General features: G+C 70.0%; 17 protein-coding genes and 1 riboswitch. Of the genes, 8 read left to right on the forward strand and 9 right to left on the reverse strand.

The features are described from left to right. Nucleotides 1-191: 191 nt before the first annotated feature. Both ACIBBH_RS12400 and ACIBBH_RS12405 read left to right on the forward strand, forming a co-directional pair. Nucleotides 192-824: an HAD family hydrolase gene (locus tag ACIBBH_RS12400; RefSeq protein ID WP_399404191.1), complete on the forward strand. Its 633-nt coding sequence runs from the start codon at nucleotides 192-194 to the stop codon at nucleotides 822-824. Nucleotides 825-1,131: 307 nt separating this feature from the next. Beyond that, nucleotides 1,132-2,685 (forward strand): globin domain-containing protein, encoded by a 1,554-nt coding sequence (locus ACIBBH_RS12405; RefSeq protein WP_399404192.1) that lies wholly within the window; start codon nucleotides 1,132-1,134, stop codon nucleotides 2,683-2,685. A 3-nt stretch (nucleotides 2,686-2,688) separates the two neighbouring features. On the opposite strand, the gene ACIBBH_RS12410 is transcribed toward ACIBBH_RS12405, so the two are convergent. The 5 genes from ACIBBH_RS12410 to ACIBBH_RS12430 form a co-directional block, all read right to left on the reverse strand. After that, nucleotides 2,689-3,171, reverse strand: a complete 483-nt coding sequence (locus ACIBBH_RS12410) for an NUDIX domain-containing protein (protein ID WP_399404193.1) — start codon at nucleotides 3,169-3,171, stop codon at nucleotides 2,689-2,691. Between the two features lie 87 nt (nucleotides 3,172-3,258). Next, a complete protein-coding gene (locus tag ACIBBH_RS12415; RefSeq protein ID WP_399404194.1) occupies nucleotides 3,259-4,164 on the reverse strand; it encodes a LysR family transcriptional regulator in 906 nt (301 codons plus the stop codon). A 190-nt stretch (nucleotides 4,165-4,354) separates the two neighbouring features. Beyond that, a complete protein-coding gene (locus tag ACIBBH_RS12420; RefSeq protein WP_399404195.1) occupies nucleotides 4,355-5,551 on the reverse strand; it encodes a cystathionine gamma-lyase in 1,197 nt (398 codons plus the stop codon). Continuing rightward, a complete protein-coding gene (locus ACIBBH_RS12425) occupies nucleotides 5,548-6,039 on the reverse strand; it encodes a low molecular weight protein-tyrosine-phosphatase (protein WP_399404196.1) in 492 nt (163 codons plus the stop codon). Before ACIBBH_RS12425 ends, ACIBBH_RS12420 begins: the two co-directional genes overlap by 4 nt. A 7-nt stretch (nucleotides 6,040-6,046) precedes the next feature. After that, nucleotides 6,047-6,424: a phage holin family protein gene (locus ACIBBH_RS12430; protein ID WP_399404197.1), complete on the reverse strand. Its 378-nt coding sequence runs from the start codon at nucleotides 6,422-6,424 to the stop codon at nucleotides 6,047-6,049. A 60-nt stretch (nucleotides 6,425-6,484) separates the two neighbouring features. Between ACIBBH_RS12430 and ACIBBH_RS12435 the strand changes: the two genes are divergently transcribed. The 4 genes from ACIBBH_RS12435 (at nucleotide 6,485) to ACIBBH_RS12450 (ending at nucleotide 8,752) form a co-directional block, all read left to right on the forward strand. Beyond that, nucleotides 6,485-6,802 carry a cupin domain-containing protein gene (locus ACIBBH_RS12435; protein WP_399404198.1) on the forward strand — a complete coding sequence of 106 codons (318 nt, stop codon included), beginning with the start codon at nucleotides 6,485-6,487 and terminating at the stop codon, nucleotides 6,800-6,802. A 133-nt stretch (nucleotides 6,803-6,935) separates the two neighbouring features. After that, complete coding sequence (locus ACIBBH_RS12440; RefSeq protein WP_399404199.1) at nucleotides 6,936-7,148, forward strand: DUF5326 family protein; 213 nt, start codon at nucleotides 6,936-6,938, stop codon at nucleotides 7,146-7,148. Nucleotides 7,149-7,348: 200 nt separating this feature from the next. Continuing rightward, nucleotides 7,349-8,215: an IclR family transcriptional regulator gene (locus tag ACIBBH_RS12445; protein ID WP_399404200.1), complete on the forward strand. Its 867-nt coding sequence runs from the start codon at nucleotides 7,349-7,351 to the stop codon at nucleotides 8,213-8,215. 99 nt (nucleotides 8,216-8,314) lie between these two features. After that, the gene (locus tag ACIBBH_RS12450) at nucleotides 8,315-8,752 is read left to right on the forward strand and encodes an SsgA family sporulation/cell division regulator (RefSeq protein WP_399404201.1); all 438 of its coding nucleotides are present in this window, start codon (nucleotides 8,315-8,317) and stop codon (nucleotides 8,750-8,752) included. A gap of 91 nt (nucleotides 8,753-8,843) precedes the next feature. Here ACIBBH_RS12450 and ACIBBH_RS12455 read toward each other — a convergent pair whose 3' ends face one another. Continuing rightward, nucleotides 8,844-10,301, reverse strand: coding sequence for a YibE/F family protein (locus ACIBBH_RS12455; protein WP_399404202.1), 1,458 nt, complete (start codon nucleotides 10,299-10,301; stop codon nucleotides 8,844-8,846). Nucleotides 10,302-10,372: 71 nt separating this feature from the next. After that, nucleotides 10,373-10,562: riboswitch (TPP riboswitch) on the forward strand. On the opposite strand from ACIBBH_RS12455, the gene thiC reads away from it, so the two are divergent. After that, nucleotides 10,555-12,351: a phosphomethylpyrimidine synthase ThiC gene (gene thiC / locus ACIBBH_RS12460; protein ID WP_399404203.1), complete on the forward strand. Its 1,797-nt coding sequence runs from the start codon at nucleotides 10,555-10,557 to the stop codon at nucleotides 12,349-12,351. It overlaps the preceding riboswitch by 8 nt. A gap of 131 nt (nucleotides 12,352-12,482) precedes the next feature. Here the strand turns inward: thiC and ACIBBH_RS12465 are convergent, their stop codons facing one another. The 3 genes from ACIBBH_RS12465 to ACIBBH_RS12475 form a co-directional block, all read right to left on the reverse strand. Further along, nucleotides 12,483-13,349: a hypothetical protein gene (locus ACIBBH_RS12465; protein WP_399404204.1), complete on the reverse strand. Its 867-nt coding sequence runs from the start codon at nucleotides 13,347-13,349 to the stop codon at nucleotides 12,483-12,485. A 180-nt stretch (nucleotides 13,350-13,529) separates the two neighbouring features. Further along, nucleotides 13,530-14,603: a metallophosphoesterase family protein gene (locus ACIBBH_RS12470; protein WP_399404205.1), complete on the reverse strand. Its 1,074-nt coding sequence runs from the start codon at nucleotides 14,601-14,603 to the stop codon at nucleotides 13,530-13,532. A 279-nt stretch (nucleotides 14,604-14,882) separates the two neighbouring features. After that, a complete protein-coding gene (locus ACIBBH_RS12475) occupies nucleotides 14,883-15,995 on the reverse strand; it encodes a LacI family DNA-binding transcriptional regulator (protein WP_399404206.1) in 1,113 nt (370 codons plus the stop codon). Between the two features lie 419 nt (nucleotides 15,996-16,414). On the opposite strand from ACIBBH_RS12475, the gene hisC reads away from it, so the two are divergent. Next, the gene (gene hisC / locus ACIBBH_RS12480; RefSeq protein WP_399404207.1) at nucleotides 16,415-17,494 is read left to right on the forward strand and encodes a histidinol-phosphate transaminase; all 1,080 of its coding nucleotides are present in this window, start codon (nucleotides 16,415-16,417) and stop codon (nucleotides 17,492-17,494) included. The last annotated feature ends 122 nt before the right edge of the window (nucleotides 17,495-17,616 follow it).

Here is a 17,616-nt window from a genome sequence, read left to right on the forward strand (position 1 = left end):
AGGTCAGGCTGTCCGACCATGCCCCTTGGCGTCCACCTGTTTCGGGCCACACGCAGGTGCTTTTGGCCATGTCGTGGCCATCCGCACAGCGCGCGGACAGGTGCGAGGTGTTTCACGTGAAACATCGGCGAACGGCGAGCGTCCGGCAGAATGCCGGAGATCCGCGAAGTCGTCCCATTAGCCTCAGGGGCATGGCGAGACTTCATCTCTTCGATCTCGACGGCACATTGCTGCACGGCACCAGCGCACCCGTGGAGATATCCCGTCAACTGGGTCTCCAATCCGAGACGATAGTGCTTGATCGGGCGATCGCGGCGGGGCGGATCGGGCCACCGGAGTACGCGACTCGGGTTCATGCGCTGTGGTCCGGCCTCACCGAGGCACATGTGGTGGCCGCTTTCGAGGGGGCTCCGTGGCTGACCCGCATCCGCGATGTCTGGGCGGAGATCCGGAGCACGGGTGACTATTGTGCGGTGGTGTCGCTCTCGCCTTCCTTCTTCGTGGAACGGCTTCTGGACTGGGGGGCGAACGCGGCATTCGGATCGCGCTTTCCCGCCCTTCCTTTCGCCGAGCCCGTGGATCCGGCCGGCGTTCTGAACTCCGCGGCGAAGGTACGGATCGCGGACCGGCTGTGCGAGGAGTTCGGGGTGACGCGAGCGGACTGCGTCGCCTACGGGGACTCCATGTCGGACAAGGACCTGTTCAGCGTGGTGCCGGTATCGGTCGCGGTGAATGCGGACGGTCACCTCTCCGGTCTCGCGACGCACTCCTACACCGGCCGGGACCTGTGGGATGCCTACCAATTGGTGGGCCCCGCCCGGTAATTGAGGATCGCTGGTCCGGCCGGGGTCCGAATTCGTGGCGGAGCACGGGGGGACTTGTGTGCACGGCGACGGCCGGTAGGGTCGACTCCGGTTCACGTCCGGGGTGGGGTGCATACATCCCGTGCGGGCCGAGAGCAGGGCAATGCAGCCTAACGAGACGGAGAGATCGAAGACCCGTATTTCCAGGTAGGCGACCGGGGACTCCGCTCAGGGGGGATGCTGCAGCCGTCCGCGGGGGAAAGCAGGCACCTTCCGACTCCGGAAGTGTGCGCAGACCGACCGAAAGATGTTCGAGGCGAGGCACACCATGGACGCTCCGACCACCACGTCGGCGGACAACGGCACGTCCGGCGGGGGCGGCTGGTTCACGCCGCGCAAGCCGCCGGCCACGCCTCCGGACGGTGATCAGGAGGCGAGCGGGGGACGCCGTCCGGCGGTGCTGCGACCGGTGGGCCGTACCCCGGCCCAGGGCCCTGAGCAGCCCCCGCGAGACGCTCCCGCCCCTGCGGCGCCGAATGATCTCCGCGCCGCGGTGAGCGGAGCCCTGGAGGCTCAGGAGGGAATACCGTCGACCGGACCGTCCGCCCAGGCCCCGGCGGCCCCGGCTGCTTCGGCCCCCGGCGCCCCGTCCGCCCCGGCTCCCGCCGCGCAGGCCACCTCCGAACAGACCACCCCCGCCTCACCCGCCGTGCCGGTCCCCGAACCGCGCGTCCCCGCCCATCGGCCCGCGCCCGTCGCCGAGGACGCCTCCCCGGACGCCGTCCGCATCCGCCGCACCATGGCCGAGGTCGCTCCCATGGCCGACAAGGTCACCTCGTACTTCTACGCGCTGCTCTTCGTGCGCCACCCCGACCTGCGGTCACTGTTCCCGCCCGCGATGGACACCCAGCGGGACCGGCTGCTCAAGGCGCTGCTCACCGCCGCCGAGCACATCGACAACACCCCCGTCCTCGTCGACTACCTGCAGAATCTCGGCCGCGGCCACCGCAAGTACAGCACCCGTGCCGAGCACTACCCGGCTGTCGGTGAGTGCCTCATCGGCGCGCTGACCAAGTACGCGTCCGCCGTCTGGGACGCGGAGACGGAGGCGGCCTGGGTGCGGGCGTACACGACGATCTCGCAGGTCATGATCGACGCGGCGGCGGCCGATGAGCTGCGCGCGCCGGCCTGGTGGTACGCGGAGGTCGTCACGCATGAGCTGAGGACGCCGGACGTCGCGGTCCTCACCGTCCGTCCGGACCAGCCCTATCCCTTCCTCGCCGGCCAGTACACCAGCGTCGAGACACCCTGGTGGCCCCGCATCTGGCGGCACTACTCCTTCGCCTCCGCCCCCCGCTCCGACGGACTGCTGACATTCCACGTGAAGGCCGTCCCCGCGGGCTGGGTCTCCAACGCCCTGGTGCAGCGCGCCCGCCCCGGCGACGTCATCCGGCTCGGTCCGCCGACCGGCTCGATGACCGTCGACCACACCACCGACAGCGGTCTGCTCTGTCTCGGCGGCGGCACCGGCATAGCCCCCATCAAGGCGCTGGTCGAGGACGTCGCCGAGCACGGCGAGCGCCGTCCGGTCGAGGTGTTCTACGGCGCCCGCACCGACCATGACCTGTACGACATCGACACCATGCTCCGGCTGCAGCAGAGCCACCCCTGGCTCTCCGTCCGCGCGATCGTCGACCAGCAGGCGCACCTCCAGCTCCCCGACGCGATACGCGAGTACGGCCCCTGGAACGAGTACGACGCTTATCTCTCCGGCCCGCCCGGAATGATCCGCAGCGGCGTCGACGTGCTCAGGAACGCCGGCATCCCGTCGGAGCGGATACGCCACGACTCGGTCGAGGAGCTCGTGGTCGTCGGGGACTGAACCTCACCCCAGGTCCGGGGCGTGCATGGCACGTACGCCTTCGATGTTGCCGTCCAGATAGTGCCGCAACGACAGTGGGACGAGGTGCACGGAGGCGATGCCGACCCGGGTGAAGGGCACGCGGACGATCTCGTACTCACCGGCGGGCTCGTCCACCTCGGGGCCGTGGCGGAGCGAGGGGTCCATGGACTCCAGCCGGCAGACGAAGAAGTGCTGCACTTTCACGCCGGTCGCGCCGCCGTCCTCCCCGATGTGCTCCACGGTGTCCACGAAGCAGGGCACCACGTCGGTGATCTTGGCGCCGAGCTCCTCGTACACCTCACGGTGCAGGGCGTCGACGACGGTGGTGTCGCCCGGTTCGACCCCGCCACCTGGAGTGACCCAGTAGGGATCAACACCGGGCTTGGTGCGCTTGATCAGGATCAGGTCGTCACCGTCCAGGAGGACAGCACGGGCGGTGCGCTTGACCACGGGTCGGACGGTCATGGGAGAAATGTGGCCCGGTTGGTTCCACGTGAAACATCGCAAAGCGCCACCGGCCCAGCGCACGCCGTGACAGCGGCGCGTCGCCGCTCAGCACCAGTCAGCGGCCGCCCGCTGGAGCCACTCGTGCGCCCGCGCTACGTGGGGCATCGCGAGCGTGCCGGTGCGCACCACCAGGAAGTACGTGCGCAGCGGGGGCACGGCGGGCTCGTGCAGCGCGACGACGTCGCCGTGCTTGACGGCGGCGGCGCACAGATAGCGGGGCAGCACCGCCAGCCCGGCCCCCGCGGTCGCACAGGCAAGAACCGCACGCAGGTCGGGCACGATGACGGTGCCCGAAGCGGAGGGGCGGGAGTCGAAGACGGAGGCCCAGTAGCGGGAGACGAAGGGCAGCGACTCGTGCACCTCGACGACCGGCAGATTCTCCAGGGCGGCGGCGCCCTTTCCGCGGGCCTTTCCCGAGCCGATCCGCTCGGCCCAGTGAGGGGCGGCGACCAGGACGTGCTCCTCGTCGCACAGCGGAGTCGCCGTGAGCAGGGCGCCGCGCGGGCGAGCCGTGCTGATGGCCAGATCATGATGTCCGGCAGCGAGCCCTTCCAGCGTCTCCTCGGCGTTCCCGAAGGAGGCCCGCAGCGAGAAGCCCTGGCCGTCGTCGCCGATGAGTTCGGTGAGGGCGGGAAGCGCGCGTTCGGCGGTGAACTCGGGCGGGCCGGCGAGGTGCAGGGTGCGTAACGAGGACTCGTCGTCGAGCCCGGTCTCGGCTATCTCCACCAGCGCGTCGAGATGCGGCGCGGCCTTGTGGGCGAGCTCGTCGCCGACGGTCGTGGGCGTCACCCCACGGGCCTGCCGCAGGAACAACGGGCGGCCCAGCTGTCTCTCCAGGGTGCGGATCTGGGAGGTGACGGCCGGCTGGGAGAGGCCGAGGAGCGCGGCGGCGCGGGTGAAGGAGCCGGCCCGGTGCACGGTCACGAACGTGCGCAGCAAGGCCAGATCCATGGACGCCCCCTTTCCTCGCCTCTCCCGGCCCCCAGGCAGGGACCAACTATAAATAAGTCGATAGGTCTCTGTCGCTAGCGTGATTGGACACTGACAGAGAGTCAACTAGCCTTGGTCGCGCGGTTCTTCGCGCGCGGAACCGGGGCGGTCCGAGCCACGAGGGGGGAGGCCCGGACCGCCCGTCATCCGGTCAGTCCGCCGACTCCTCCAGTGCCCGGAGCACATCCGCCACCAGGTCCTCGGGGTCCTCGGCGCCGACCGACAGCCGGATGAAGCCCTCCGGTACGGCGTCCCCGCCCCAGCGGCCGCGCCGTTCGGCCGTGGAGCGGACCCCGCCGAAGCTCGTCGCGTCGTCCACGAGCCGCAGGGCACCGAGGAAACGGTCGGCACGCGCGCGCGTGGGCAGCGTGAAGGAGACGACGCATCCGCAGCGCCGCATCTGCTGCGAGGCGGTCTTGTGTGCGGGGTCGTCGGGCAGCCCCGGGTACCGCAGCCCGGTCACCTCTGGCCGTCCCCGCAGAGCCTCGGCGAGCGTCAGGGCGGTGGCGTTCTGCCGGTCCACGCGCAGCTGCAGCGTGGCCAGGGAGCGGTGCGCCAGCCAGGCCTCCATGGGCCCGGCGATCGCACCGGCGATCTTGCGCCAGCGGCGTACGGCGGCCATGGCCTCGCCGTCCCGGCCGACGACGTACCCGAGCAGCACGTCCCCGTGCCCGGTGAGCTGCTTGGTGCCGCTGGCCACCGAGAAATCGGCGCCGAGCTCCAGCGGCCGCTGGCCCAGCGGCGTCGCGAGCGTGTTGTCCACGGCGACCAGGGCGCCACGCGCGTGTGCCGCCTCCACGAGGCGCCGGATGTCGCACACCTCGAGCCCGGGGTTGGAGGGCGACTCGATCCACAGCAGCCTGGCCCCGTCCAGGACTTCGAGCTGGGCGTCGCCCCCGGTGGGCGCGGTGCGCACCTCGATGCCGTACGCCTCCAGCTGGGCGCGGACCAGCGGCAGCGCCTGGTAGCCGTCGCTCGGCAGCACGACCGCGTCCCCGGCGCGCAGCTGCGAGAACAGTACGGAGGAGACAGCGGCCATGCCGGAGGAGAAGACCAGCGTCTCCGCACCGCCATGCCCCGGCGCCTCCAGCTCGCCGATGGCGCGTTCCAGCAGGGTCCAGGTCGGGTTCTCGTCGCGACCGTAGGTGTACGGGCCCGTGGGGTCGCCCGGCAGGTGGAAGTGGGCGGCGAACGCCGGGCCGGGCAGGGCCGGCTCGTGCTTGACGGGTTCGGGCAGCCCGGCGCGCACCGCGCGCGTGCCCTCACCGGCGCCGGAGAGGCCGTACCCGGCGTCCCTGGGGCCGTTCTCCGCGCCCGCACCGCCCTCGTCCGCAGCCGGTTCGCTCATGCCGCCCGTCCCTCCACTTCGTTGCGTACCGCGGCGAGCAGACCGGTGCTCGCCGCCTCCACCATCTCAAGGCACTCCTCGAAGCCGTCCAGGCCCCCGTAGTACGGGTCCGGTACGTCGAGGTCGTCGCCCGCGGCGGGGTCGAAGGAGCGCAGCAGCCGGATCTTCCGCGCGTCATCCTGCGTGGGCGCGAGGCGGCGCAGGGCCTTGAGGTGGCCGGTGTCGAGGGCGATCACCAGGTCGAGGCGGGCGAACCAGGACGCCTGGAACCGGCGGGCGGTGTGGTCACTGTCGTAGCCGTGCCCGTCCAGGACGGAGACGGTGCGCGGGTCGGCGGCGTCGCCCTCGTGCCAGCCGCCGGTGCCGGCGCTGTCGACCTCGACGAGGTCCTCGAGCCCGGCCTCCGCCACGCGCGCGCGGAAGACGGACTCGGCCATCGGCGAGCGGCAGATGTTGCCGGTGCAGACGAAGCAGACGCGGTAGGTCATGGCGGGCTCAGTCCTCGTCCGGCAGGACGAGGTGCAGTGCCCAGGAGACGATGGAGACGATCAGGCCGCCGACCACGGCGGTCCAGAAGCCCTCCACGTGGAAGCTCAGGTCCAGCTTGCCGCACACCCACGACGTCAGCAGCAGCATCAGCGCGTTGACCACCAGGGTGATCAGTCCGAGCGTGAGGACGAACAGCGGGAAGGCCAGCACCTTCACGACCGGCTTCACCAGGAAGTTCACCAGGCCGAACACCAGGGCGACGGCGATCAGCGTGCCGACCTTCTTACCGGTGCTGTCACCGGACAGAGTGATCTTGTCGAGAAGCCATACGGCGACCGCCAGAGCGCCCGCGTTGGCGATCGTCTTGACTAGGAAATTCTTCATGTGTCTGATCGTGGCAGACGGGATCGGATACGAGCAGTGGGGCGAGGGCGGACAAGAGCGATGAAGGCATTCCGGCTGGACGAACTGGAGGCGGAGCGCGCCGCCAACGAGGGTGCCTACCTTCGGTTCCTGCGGGAGCGGAACATGTCGGTCGGCCTGTACGCCCTCAACGCGGGTGAGCACGACCCGCAGAAACCGCACAACCAGGACGAGGTGTACTTCGTCGTCAGCGGCCGCGCCTCGATCACGGTCGGCCTGGAGACCACGCAGGTGGCACGCGGCAGCGTCGTGTACGTGCCGGCCGGCGTCGCCCACAAGTTCCACCACATCAGCGAGGACCTCAGGGTCCTGGTGGTGTTCTCTCCACCCGAGGCCTGAAGCGTCCCTGGTGATTCCCTAGGGGAACGGTCAGGGGAGGACAAGGGATGCGAGGCCCCGCCTGGCCCGCTCGCGGACCTAGCATCGAAGGCAGGACTCCAGAGCACGACTTCGAGAGCAGGGGACAAGGGCAATGCGAGAGATATTCGCTGGTCTGCCGTGGTGGGTGAAGTGGGTCGCGGTGCCGGTCATCGCCCTGGTCGTGTTCGGCGGCCTGATAGCCACGGTGGTCGGGTTCGTGATCGGCCTGCTCTTCAAGGCGCTGGTCTTCGTGGCCCTGGTCGGCGGGCTCATCTACATCGTGCGGAAGTTCACGGCGGGCTCCTCGTCGCGCAGCGACTGGTGAGGCGCCGTGGGAGCCGGTGACGGTAACAGGAATCACCGGTTCCCTCGGGGGAGGGAAGTTTTCCGGGCGGGCAGTCCGCGGGCGGTGGCGGACGGTTAGAGTCCGGAATTCGCCGCGGGGTCCGGCCCCGCGGGCGGCGTACACCCCCACCCGTGTTCCACCTGCACGGCCTGCCCCCCTCGCGCTTCGGGAGTGACCCCTTGGCCACGGTCGACACCGCACCCGCAGAACCACACGCACCCCCCACCCAGCCCCAGCCGCGCACCACCACACCACCGGTCCAGCGGCCGCCCGCCACGGCGATCCCCGAGCAGCGGCAGTCCGGGACCCTCATCGGATCCGTCCAGCGCGCCATGCGCCTGCTGGAGACCGTCGCCGGACACGAGTACGGCGCCCCCGCCAAGCAACTGGCGCGCGAGACCGGTCTCGCCCTTCCCACGGCGTACCACCTGCTGCGCACCCTCGTGCACGAGGGCTATCTGCGCCGGGAGAAGGGACTGTTCTTCCTCGGCGAAGCGGCCGAGCGGCTGAGCAGCAGTGGAGCGAAGCAGAAACGTCGCAGCACGGTCGCCGACGTGCTCGCGCACTGCCGGGACTCCATCGGTGTACCGGTGTACTACGCCATGTACCGCGAGGGGGAGATCGAGGTCATGTGCGTCTCCGACACACCGGGCAACCCGGCGGTCGAGGAGTGGGCCGACTTCCGCGAGACCGGGCACGCGCACGCGATCGGCCAGTGTCTGCTGTCCCAACTGGACGAGGACGCCCGGCGCGACCACCTGGATCGCTACCCCGTGCAGTCCCTCACGCCGTACACGGTGCGCGACGATCACGCGATGCTGCGGCGGCTGGAGCGGATCGGGCGGATGGAACCGGTGACGGAGCGGCAGGAGTACGCGCTGGGCACGGTCTGCGCCGCGATCCCGATCACCGTCGGCACCACCGCGGCCACGATGGCCATCTCCCTGCCGTCCCACCAGGCAGGCCGGCTGCTGCCCGCGGCACAGCAGCTGCAGGCCGAGATCGGACGGCATCTGGGCTCGATCGCGATCTCTATCAGCATCTGAAAACTCACTCCTTGTGATCTATCGTGTACGTTCAGCAAGATTTCATCATTGTTAAAGGGATCCTTACCGGCCAGTCAGTGTCCTATGACGGGATGGGCGATGCGCGAGTCCGTACAGGCAGAAGTCATGATGAGCTTTCTCGTGTCGGAGGAGCTCTCCTTCCGCATCCCGGTGGAGCTGCGGTACGAGACGTGTGATCCCTATGCCGTACGGCTGACCTTCCATCTGCCCGGTGATGCCCCGGTGACCTGGGCCTTCGGCCGCGAGCTGCTGATCGACGGGGTGGGCCGGCCGTGCGGTGACGGTGATGTGCGCATCGCGCCCGCCGACCGCGAGGCGCTGAGCGAGGTGCTGATCCGGCTTCAGGTCGGTGCCGACCAGGCCCTGTTCCGCTCCTCGACGCCCCCGCTGGTGGCCTTTCTCGACCGTACGGACAAGCTGGTGCCCCTCGGGCAGGAGGGGGCGCTCGCCGACTTCGACGCCCACCTCGACGAGGCCCTGGACCGCATCCTGGCCGAGGAACAGAGCGCCGGCTGAAGCGTTACGGCAGGGCGTCAAGTGCTGCGCCACAGCGTGCGGCACGGTGCAGTAACGCTTCTCCGTGGACGGAGAAGGTGCTGACGCAGCGTCACCGCTTCCGGCGCCGGCCCCGGCCGCCGCGTGCCGGAGCCGCCAGGGCCCCGGTGGCCGCGGCCGGCTCCTGCCCCGGGCGGTCGGCCGACACCACCAGAGCGGCGAGGGCCGTGGTGACCGGTACCGAGGCGACCAGGCCGATCGAGCCCACCAGCGTGCGCACGATCTCCTCCGCCACCAGCTCGCTGTTGGCGACCGTGCCCACGCTGCTCTGCGCGATGGAGAACAGCAGCAGCAGCGGCAGCGCGGCACCCGCGTAGGCCAGCACGAGTGTGTTGACCACGGAGGCGATATGGTCGCGGCCGATGCGGATGCCCGCGCGGTACAGCCCGCGCCAGCCCATCGCCGGATTGGCCTCGTGCAGTTCCCAGACGGCCGACGTCTGCGTCACCGTCACGTCGTCCAGGACACCGAGCGAACCGATGATGACGCCGGCGAGCAGCAGACCGCTCATGTCGATCGACGGATACAGGCCGTGGATCAGACCGGTGTTGTCGTCGGTGTTGCCGGTGAGTGCGGCCCAGCCGATGAACAGCTTGCCGAGGACGCCGATCAGTGACAGCGAGATCAGGGTGCCGAGGACCGCCACCGACGTGCGGGCCGACAGGCCGTGGCACATGTAGAGCGCGATCAGCATGATGGCGCTGGAGCCGACGACCGCCACGATCAGCGGGTTCGACCCTTGCAGAATCGCGGGCAGGATGAAGAAGTTGAGGACCAGGAAGCTGATGGCCAGCGCGACCAGCGCCATGAAACCGCGCATCCGCCCGACGACCACGACGGCGAGTGCGAAGATCCCGGCGAGCAGTGCCATCGGCAGGCGCCGGTTGACGTCGGTGACCGAGTACTGGAGGTCCCTCGGCGCCGAGGGCTCGTAGGCGACCACGACCTTCTCGCCCTGGTGCAACTGCCGCGACTGGTCCGGCTGCACGATCTCGGTGAACGTACGGCCCTTGTCCTTGCCGGTGTCGACCCGGACCGTCGCCTTCTTGCAGCTGCCGTTCGCCTCCTGCTGCGCGGAGCTCCCCTCGGCGGTGGAGGTGTCGCCGGTCGGGGTGTCCCCGGAGGCGTTCACCGACTTGCAGCTGACCTCGACGACCTTGGTGACCGTCGCCTGCTGTGTCTGCCGGTCGAAGCCGACCCCGGTGCGCTCGTGCGACGGGGCTCCGCCGGGCCAGAGGACCGCGAGCCCGACCACGACCGCCGCGGTGAACGGGATCAGGATCGCCGCGATGACCTTGCGCAGGTGCTTGGAGACCGGGGTGGCGGGTCCGTGGCTGTGACCGTGCGCGTGTCCGTGCCCGCCACCACCTCCGCCATCGGCGCCCGGGCCGTGCCCATGCCCGTGGTCGTGCCCGTCACCGGCACCGTGGCCGGATCCTGAGCCGTCGCCGGAACCGTGTCGGCGGGGCGGCTCGGGGGGCGGGTACGGAGACTGGTGCGTCGTGGTCACCGCCCGATCATCGCAAGAACGGCAGAGGCCCACTGTTCACCGCGCCACAAATAACGCTAGCGTGGAGGCACCTTTGCACACGCGGGAGCTCGGAGCACCGGGCTGAGAGGGCGCTGACCTCCGTCTTCGCGATGTTTCACGTGGAACGTCACTTGACTTGAGTGATGTTTCACAGGAAACGCCGACGGACGGATGCCGCTGCGTCGACCGCCGAACCTGTTACCGGGTAATGCCGGCGTAGGGAGTAGGTCTCATGACCAACAAGGACGCACGCACGCCTGCCTCCACGCAGAACGCGACGAACGGCTCGTCGAACGGGGAGGCCGGGAAGTCCATCGGCTGGCACAAGGGGTACGTCGAGGGCTCGCGCCCCGACCTGCGGGTGCCGGTCCGTCAGGTGCATCTCACCAACGGGCAGTCGGTCACGCTGTACGACACCTCCGGCCCGTACACCGATCCGCTGGTCGACACCGACGTCCGCAGGGGCCTGCCGCCGCTGCGGGAGAGCTGGATCATCGCCCGCGGCGACACCGAGGAGTACGCGGGTCGTCCCGTCCGTCCCGAGGACGACGGGATCAAGCACACCTCGCCCCGGGGTGGCCTGCGCAACCTCGACGCGGTCTTCCCCGGACGGCCGCGCCAGCCGCGCAGGGGCCGGGACGGCACGGCGGTCACCCAGCTCGCCTACGCCCGTCGCGGCGAGATCACGCCCGAGATGGAGTTCGTGGCCCTGAGGGAGAACGTCTCTCCGGAGGTCGTTCGCGAGGAGATCGCGGCGGGCCGGGCCGTACTGCCCGCCAACGTCAACCACCCGGAGATCGAGCCGATGATCATCGGCAAGCGGTTCCTGGTGAAGGTCAACGCCAACATCGGCAACTCGGCGGTGACGTCCTCCATCGAGGAGGAGGTCGAGAAGATGACCTGGGCGACCCGGTGGGGCGCCGACACGGTCATGGACCTCTCCACCGGCCGCAACATCCACACCACCCGCGAGTGGGTGCTGCGCAACTCCCCCGTTCCCATCGGCACCGTGCCGCTCTACCAGGCCCTGGAGAAGGTAGACGGCAAGGCCGAGGAACTGACCTGGGACATCTACAGGGACACAGTAATCGAACAGGCCGAGCAGGGCGTGGACTACATGACCGTCCACGCCGGCGTGCGCTTGGCATACGTTCCGCTGACCGCCAACCGCAAGACCGGCATCGTCTCGCGAGGCGGCTCGATCATGGCTGCCTGGTGCCTGGCGCACCACAAGGAGTCGTTCCTGTACGAGAACTTCGAGGAGCTCTGCGAGATCCTCGCCGCCTACGACGTCACGTACTCGCTCGGCGACGGCCTCAGGCCGGGTTCGATCGCGGACGCCAACGACGAGGCGCAGTTCGCGGAACTGCGCACGCTCGGGGAACTCAACCGGATCGCGAAGCGTTTCCACGTACAGACCATGATCGAGGGCCCGGGACATGTTCCGATGCACAAGATCAAGGAGAACATCGACCTTCAGCAGGAGATCTGCGATGAAGCTCCGTTCTATACGCTCGGCCCGCTGACCACGGACGTCGCGCCTGCGTACGATCACATCACCTCCGGCATCGGTGCCGCGATGATCGCCTGGTGGGGCACGGCCATGCTTTGCTACGTCACGCCCAAGGAGCACCTGGGCCTGCCCAACCGTGACGACGTCAAGACCGGCGTCATCACCTACAAGATCGCCGCCCACGCAGCCGACCTCGCCAAGGGCCACCCAGGTGCGCAGGAGTGGGACGACGCGCTGTCCGACGCGCGCTTCGAGTTCCGGTGGGAGGACCAGTTCAACCTCGCCCTGGACCCGGACACGGCACGGGAGTTCCACGACGAGACGCTTCCGGCCGAACCCGCCAAGACGGCCCACTTCTGTTCCATGTGCGGGCCGAAGTTCTGCAGTATGAAAATCTCGCAGGACATCCGGCGCGAACACGGTGGCGGCCAGGCCGAGATCGAGGAGGGCATGGCGCAGAAGTCGAAGGAGTTCGCGGCAAGCGGGAACCGGGTGTACCTGCCGATCGCGGACTGAACGTGCCGAGGGGGCACGGTCCGGTGTGCCCCCTCGCTCGCTGTTGTGGTGACGGCGCCCAGGTCTGCGTCTCTTCTGGCGAGCCGACGTGCGCGTCCGGCTTGCGCCCCCGCCGGGGCGCAAGCCGGGGGTCATTCCGGCTGGTGCTCCGGGCCCCCGAAGTCCGGGCTCGTGTAGTCCGGGCTGGTGAAGCTGGGGCGCGGGCCCGGGGCCGAGCCGTCGTCGGGGCTGCTGAAGCCCGGGCGGTCGTAGCCGAGACGCGGCATGCGGCCGGTGGGTGTCGGCGGGGCCGTGCGGTGCAGTGCGGCCGTGCCGGGGTCGGCGAGCGCCTCTCGCAGGAACGGCAGGATGCCGCGGTCCAGCAGGGCCTCGCGCCAGGCCTCCCTGGCGCGGGCCACTTCCTGGTTCGCCTCCCCATCGGGTCCGTCCGTGAGCGAGGGGTTGTTGCGCAGGGCGGTCAGGAGCAGACCGACGGCGGCGACCAGGATCGCGGCCGCCGTCATGGCGCCGAACACCCAGCCTGTGGTGATCATCGTCTGGGCGAAGGCGGGTGCCGGGTCGAGCATCTTCAGGATGTAGCCGACGAGCAGGAAAATCGCCGCGGCCGTGCCGGCGAGGACGGGGGCAAGGACCGCGACGACGGCGACGGCGCCCGCGCCTGTGGTCTCGGCTGCCTCGCCGAGGGAGGCGGCGAGCCCTATCGCGTCCGCGCCCGGTTCCGCGGATTCGGACGCGGGGACGGAGGACGGGGTGGAAGGCGCCGGCCGGCGCAGTTCCTCGCGGACCTTCACGTAGTGCTGGTACTCGGTCGCCGCGGCCGCCGTGATGAGTGCGGTGGCGTTGAGCGCCATGGTGCGCAGTTGTTCGGGGTTGAGCCGCTGTCCGACGGCGGCCAGTTCCGGGCGGTGTGGTGCGGAGCGCAGCGCCTCATCGAGGATCCGCTCGTATTCCTGGCGGTCCTCGCTCAGCAGGTGCTGCGGAACGCTGTTCATGTGCATCCCCCGATGCTCCGTAGGGCTTGGGGCTCGCACGTCGACGAGCCGTCGGGCAGAAACGGAGGGGAGCCTGCTACGGATAAGCCGATGGTAGAGCCGCGACGGCGCGCGGTGACAGGGGGTTGCCGGAAATTGGGTGTCTGCCTGCGCGAACGCCGCCGGGGGAGCCTGCCCGGAGAACGCTCAGCTGCCCAGGGGCAGTTGCTGGACCAGCAGCTTCCCGGCCATGGTCACTCCGCCGTCCATCGCGATGGCCAGCCCGTCGGCGTAGACGTGCGGTCCCTCGACCACGGGGCGGCTGTCCTCGTCCTCGTCCTCGGAGCCGACCTCGCCCAGCAGGTAGGGAATGGGGCTGTGGCCGTGAACGATGCGGGTACCGCCGTACGTATCGAGGAGGGAACGCACGGCTTCGGCGCCGCCCTCGCGGAAGGAGAAGCGCTTGGTGAACTTGCGGAACAGGTCCCACACTTCGTCCGCGTCGTTTCGGGTGAGGGTCTCGCGGACGGTGTCGTTGACCTCTTCGATGGAGTCGCCGTAGTCGAGATAGGCGGTGGTGTCCGAGTGGACGAGCAGGTGGCCGTCGGTCTCGGTGAGCGCGTCCAGGCGGGCCATCCACTGCAGGTGGTGGTCTTGGAGGCGGTCCATGTCGGTCTTCTGGCCGCCGTTGAGCAGCCAGGCCGCCTGGAAGGTGGCGGTGCCCGCGCCGGAGTTGACGGGGGTGTCGCCGAACCGCTTGGCGCCGAGCAGCAGCAGCTCGTGGTTGCCCATGAGCGCCTTGCAGTAGCCGCCGGCCGCGGCGGCCTCGGCGGACAGTCGCATCACCAGGTCGATGACGCCGATGCCGTCCGGACCGCGGTCGGTGAAGTCGCCGAGGAACCACAGCCGGGCGGTGCCCGCGCACCACTGGCCGGCGGCGTCGATCAGGCCCTTCTCCTGGAGGGCGGCGATCAGCTCGTCGAGATAGCCGTGCACGTCGCCGACGACGTAGAGCGGACCCGGGCCGGTGGTGGGCTGCGCGACCGGTGCGGGCGCCGGCTCCGCGGTGACCTGGAGCGTGTCGCCCCGGTTGATGACGGGCAGGTCGCGCTCGGTGGGCGTGTATCCCTCGGGGTACGTCTCCTCCACGGGCGGGACGGTGTTGCCTGGGGGGGTGCTGTGGGCGTACGGACCGGTCTCGTGGACGTACGCGGGCACCCGGAAGTCGCGCAACGTCGCCGTCCGCTCCACCTCGGGTCCCTGACCGGCCCCCTGAGTCATCAGACCCCTCCACCATCGCGCCGCATCTGCACCGCATCGGACTGCCTGGTCGCAGCGGCCCGCGGTGTCGTGCGCCCATCATAGGAATGCGGATCCCGCCATGTGATGACCCAGGGGTGGTGAATCAGAGCAAGAGTCCAGTTCGCCGCGGCATTCGCCCCGTTTGGGCAGGGGTTCGGCCGAGTGCTGACTCCTTTGCCGGCCGCTTGCCGTCCTCCTTCGGGCCTCGCGGCGGAGTCTCCGGTCCCTCCACCTCCGCCGCGCCGGCCGGACCGGCCGTCAGCTGCCCTCCGGTGTACGCGGCGGGCTGACGGTCGTGCGGGGCGGGCGGCGCTGGGAGGACGTGCGCACGATCAGCTCGGTCGGTATCACCTGCTCCATCGGGCGGTCCGACTCCACGCCCTCGATGGCGTCGATGAGCAGCTGGACCACCGCCGTGCCGATGCGGCGGGGCTTGAGGGAGAGCGTGGTGATGGGCGGCTCGGTGTTGGCGTACACGGTGGACTCGCTGCAGCACACCAGGAGCAGGTCCTCCGGGACGCGCAGACCGTAGCGCCGGGCGGCGGCCAGCAGGTCGGTGCCGTTCGGGTCGAACAGTCCGTAGACGGCGTCCGGCCGGTCGGGGCGGGCGAGCAGCCGGTCGGCGGCGACGGCGCCCGCGCAGGGGTCGTGCGCCGGGTAGGCCTCGTACACCGGGTCCTGGCCGACCCGCTCGCACCAGTGCAGGTACGCGGTGGTCGACAGGTGGGTGTACGTGTCCGTGGTGGTTCCGGTGAGCAGGCCGATCCTGCGGGCGCCGGCGTCGGCGAGGTGGTCGAGGATGCCGAGGACCGCGGCCTCGTGGTCGTTGTCTACCCAGGCGGTGACCGGGAGGGACCCTGCGGGGCGGCCGTCCGAGACGACCGGCAGGCCCTGCCGGACCAGTTCGCTGACCACGGGGTCCTGGTCGGAGGGGTCGATGACGACCGTGCCGTCCAGGGCGACGTTCGACCACACGTCGTGGCGGGAGGTCGCGGGCAGGATGACCAGGGCGTAGCCGCGGGCGAGCGCGGCCGAGGTGGCGGCGCGGGCCATCTCGGCGAAGTACGCGAACTCCGTGAAGGTGAAAGGTTCATCCCCGTACGTCGTCACGGTCAGGCCGATCAGGCCCGACTTGCCCGTACGGAGGGTTCGGGCGGCGGCCGAGGGGCGGTACCCCAGCCGGTCGGCGACCTCGCGGACGTGGCGGCGGGTGGCGTCCGGGAGCCTGCCCTTGCCGTTGAGGGCGTCGGAGACTGTCGTGATGGAGACCCCGGCGGCGGCGGCCACGTCTCTGATGCCCGCCCGGCCCGGCCGGCTGCCTCGACGTGAGGTTTCCGCGCGGCTCACCTGGTGCTTCCCTGCTGCTGTCATGGCGAGCCGATAGTAGGGCTCATGCGGTGGGGTAGTGCGGACGCATATGCACGCGTTGACAGGCACGTTTCTGCATGGTCATGCGGGATCAACGGCCTTGGAAAATAAGGCAGTTGACCGACCAAAAGGCAAGACGTGACTTGTCGGCGCGCACAGGCCTGCCAACTGTCCGATGTCTCGAAGAGGTCTCAACTCACCTTCACGGGTGATGCGCGCCAGGGCGTGAGCCACCGGCGCATAGATATATGTACAGCGCGCCCCCCTATACGTACGCCTTGGTGCGGTGATGCCCGTGATGCCAATGGGATTGGTGAGGTTTGCTCCGCAGCTGTTCGCAGGGGCGCCGAATCCTCATAGGGTGAGGAGTATTGGAAGCCGGCGGCGCTGACGGGCCGCCGGTGATCGCGAGGAGGACTGCGGTGAGCGAGACGAGCCCCAAGCTGCGCGCCGAGCTGGAGGGTATCCCCACCTACAAGCCGGGCAAGCCGGCCGCGGCCGGCGGACCGGTCGCGTACAAGCTGTCCTCCAACGAGAACCCCTACCCGCCGTTGCCCGGGGTGATGGAGACCGTGACCGCGGCGGCCTGCTCCTTCAACCGCTACCCGGACATGGCGTGCACCGGGCTGATGGACGAGCTCTCGGACCGCTTCGGCGTCCCGCTCTCCCACCTGGCCACCGGCACCGGCTCCGTCGGTGTCGCCCAGCAGCTGATCCAGGCCACCAGCGGACCCGGGGACGAGGTCGTCTACGCCTGGCGGTCCTTCGAGGCGTACCCGATCATCACGCAGATCAGCGGCGCGCGGTCGATACAGGTGCCGCTCACGCCGGGCGATGTGCACGACCTGGACGCGATGGCCGACGCGATCACCGACCGGACCCGGCTGGTCTTCGTCTGCAACCCCAACAACCCGACCGGCACCGTCGTACGGCGCGCCGAGCTGGAGCGCTTCCTCGACCGGGTGCCCGGCGACGTGCTGGTGGTGCTGGACGAGGCCTACCGGGAGTTCATCCGGGACCCGGAGGTGCCCGACGGCGTCGAGCTCTACCGGAGCCGGCCGAACGTCTGCGTGCTGCGGACCTTCTCCAAGGCGTACGGCCTCGCCGGGTTGCGCGTCGGCTTCGCGATCGCCCATGAGCCGGTGGCGGCGGCGCTGCGCAAGACGGCGGTGCCCTTCGGCGTGAGCCAGCTGGCGCAGGAGGCGGCGATCGCCTCGCTGCGCGCCGAGGACGAGCTGCTCGGCCGGGTCGGGTCGCTGGTGTGCGAGCGCACGCGCGTGGTCGACGCGCTGCGCTCACAGGGCTGGACCGTGCCGGAGACCCAGGCAAACTTCGTGTGGCTGCGGCTGGGCGAGCGCACGGTCGCGTTCGCGGCGGCCTGCGAGCAGCACGGTGTCGTGGTCCGGCCGTTCCCGGGCGAGGGTGTGCGGGTGACCGTCGGGGAGACCGAGGCGAACGACATCTTCCTGAAGGTGGCGGAAGGCTTCCGGAAGGAGTCCTAGTCCAGGACACCGCGCCCGGGCGAGCTGCCCCCGGCGGGCCGTGGGCCGGCCGGATCCTGCCTGGTGGGGCCGGTCGGCCCGATGGGGGACCCCCGCCTCTCCGGCGTCGAACGGGTATGCGG

This window comes from Streptomyces sp. NPDC051636 (assembly GCF_044453765.1).
Taxonomy (GTDB): domain Bacteria; phylum Actinomycetota; class Actinomycetes; order Streptomycetales; family Streptomycetaceae; genus Streptomyces.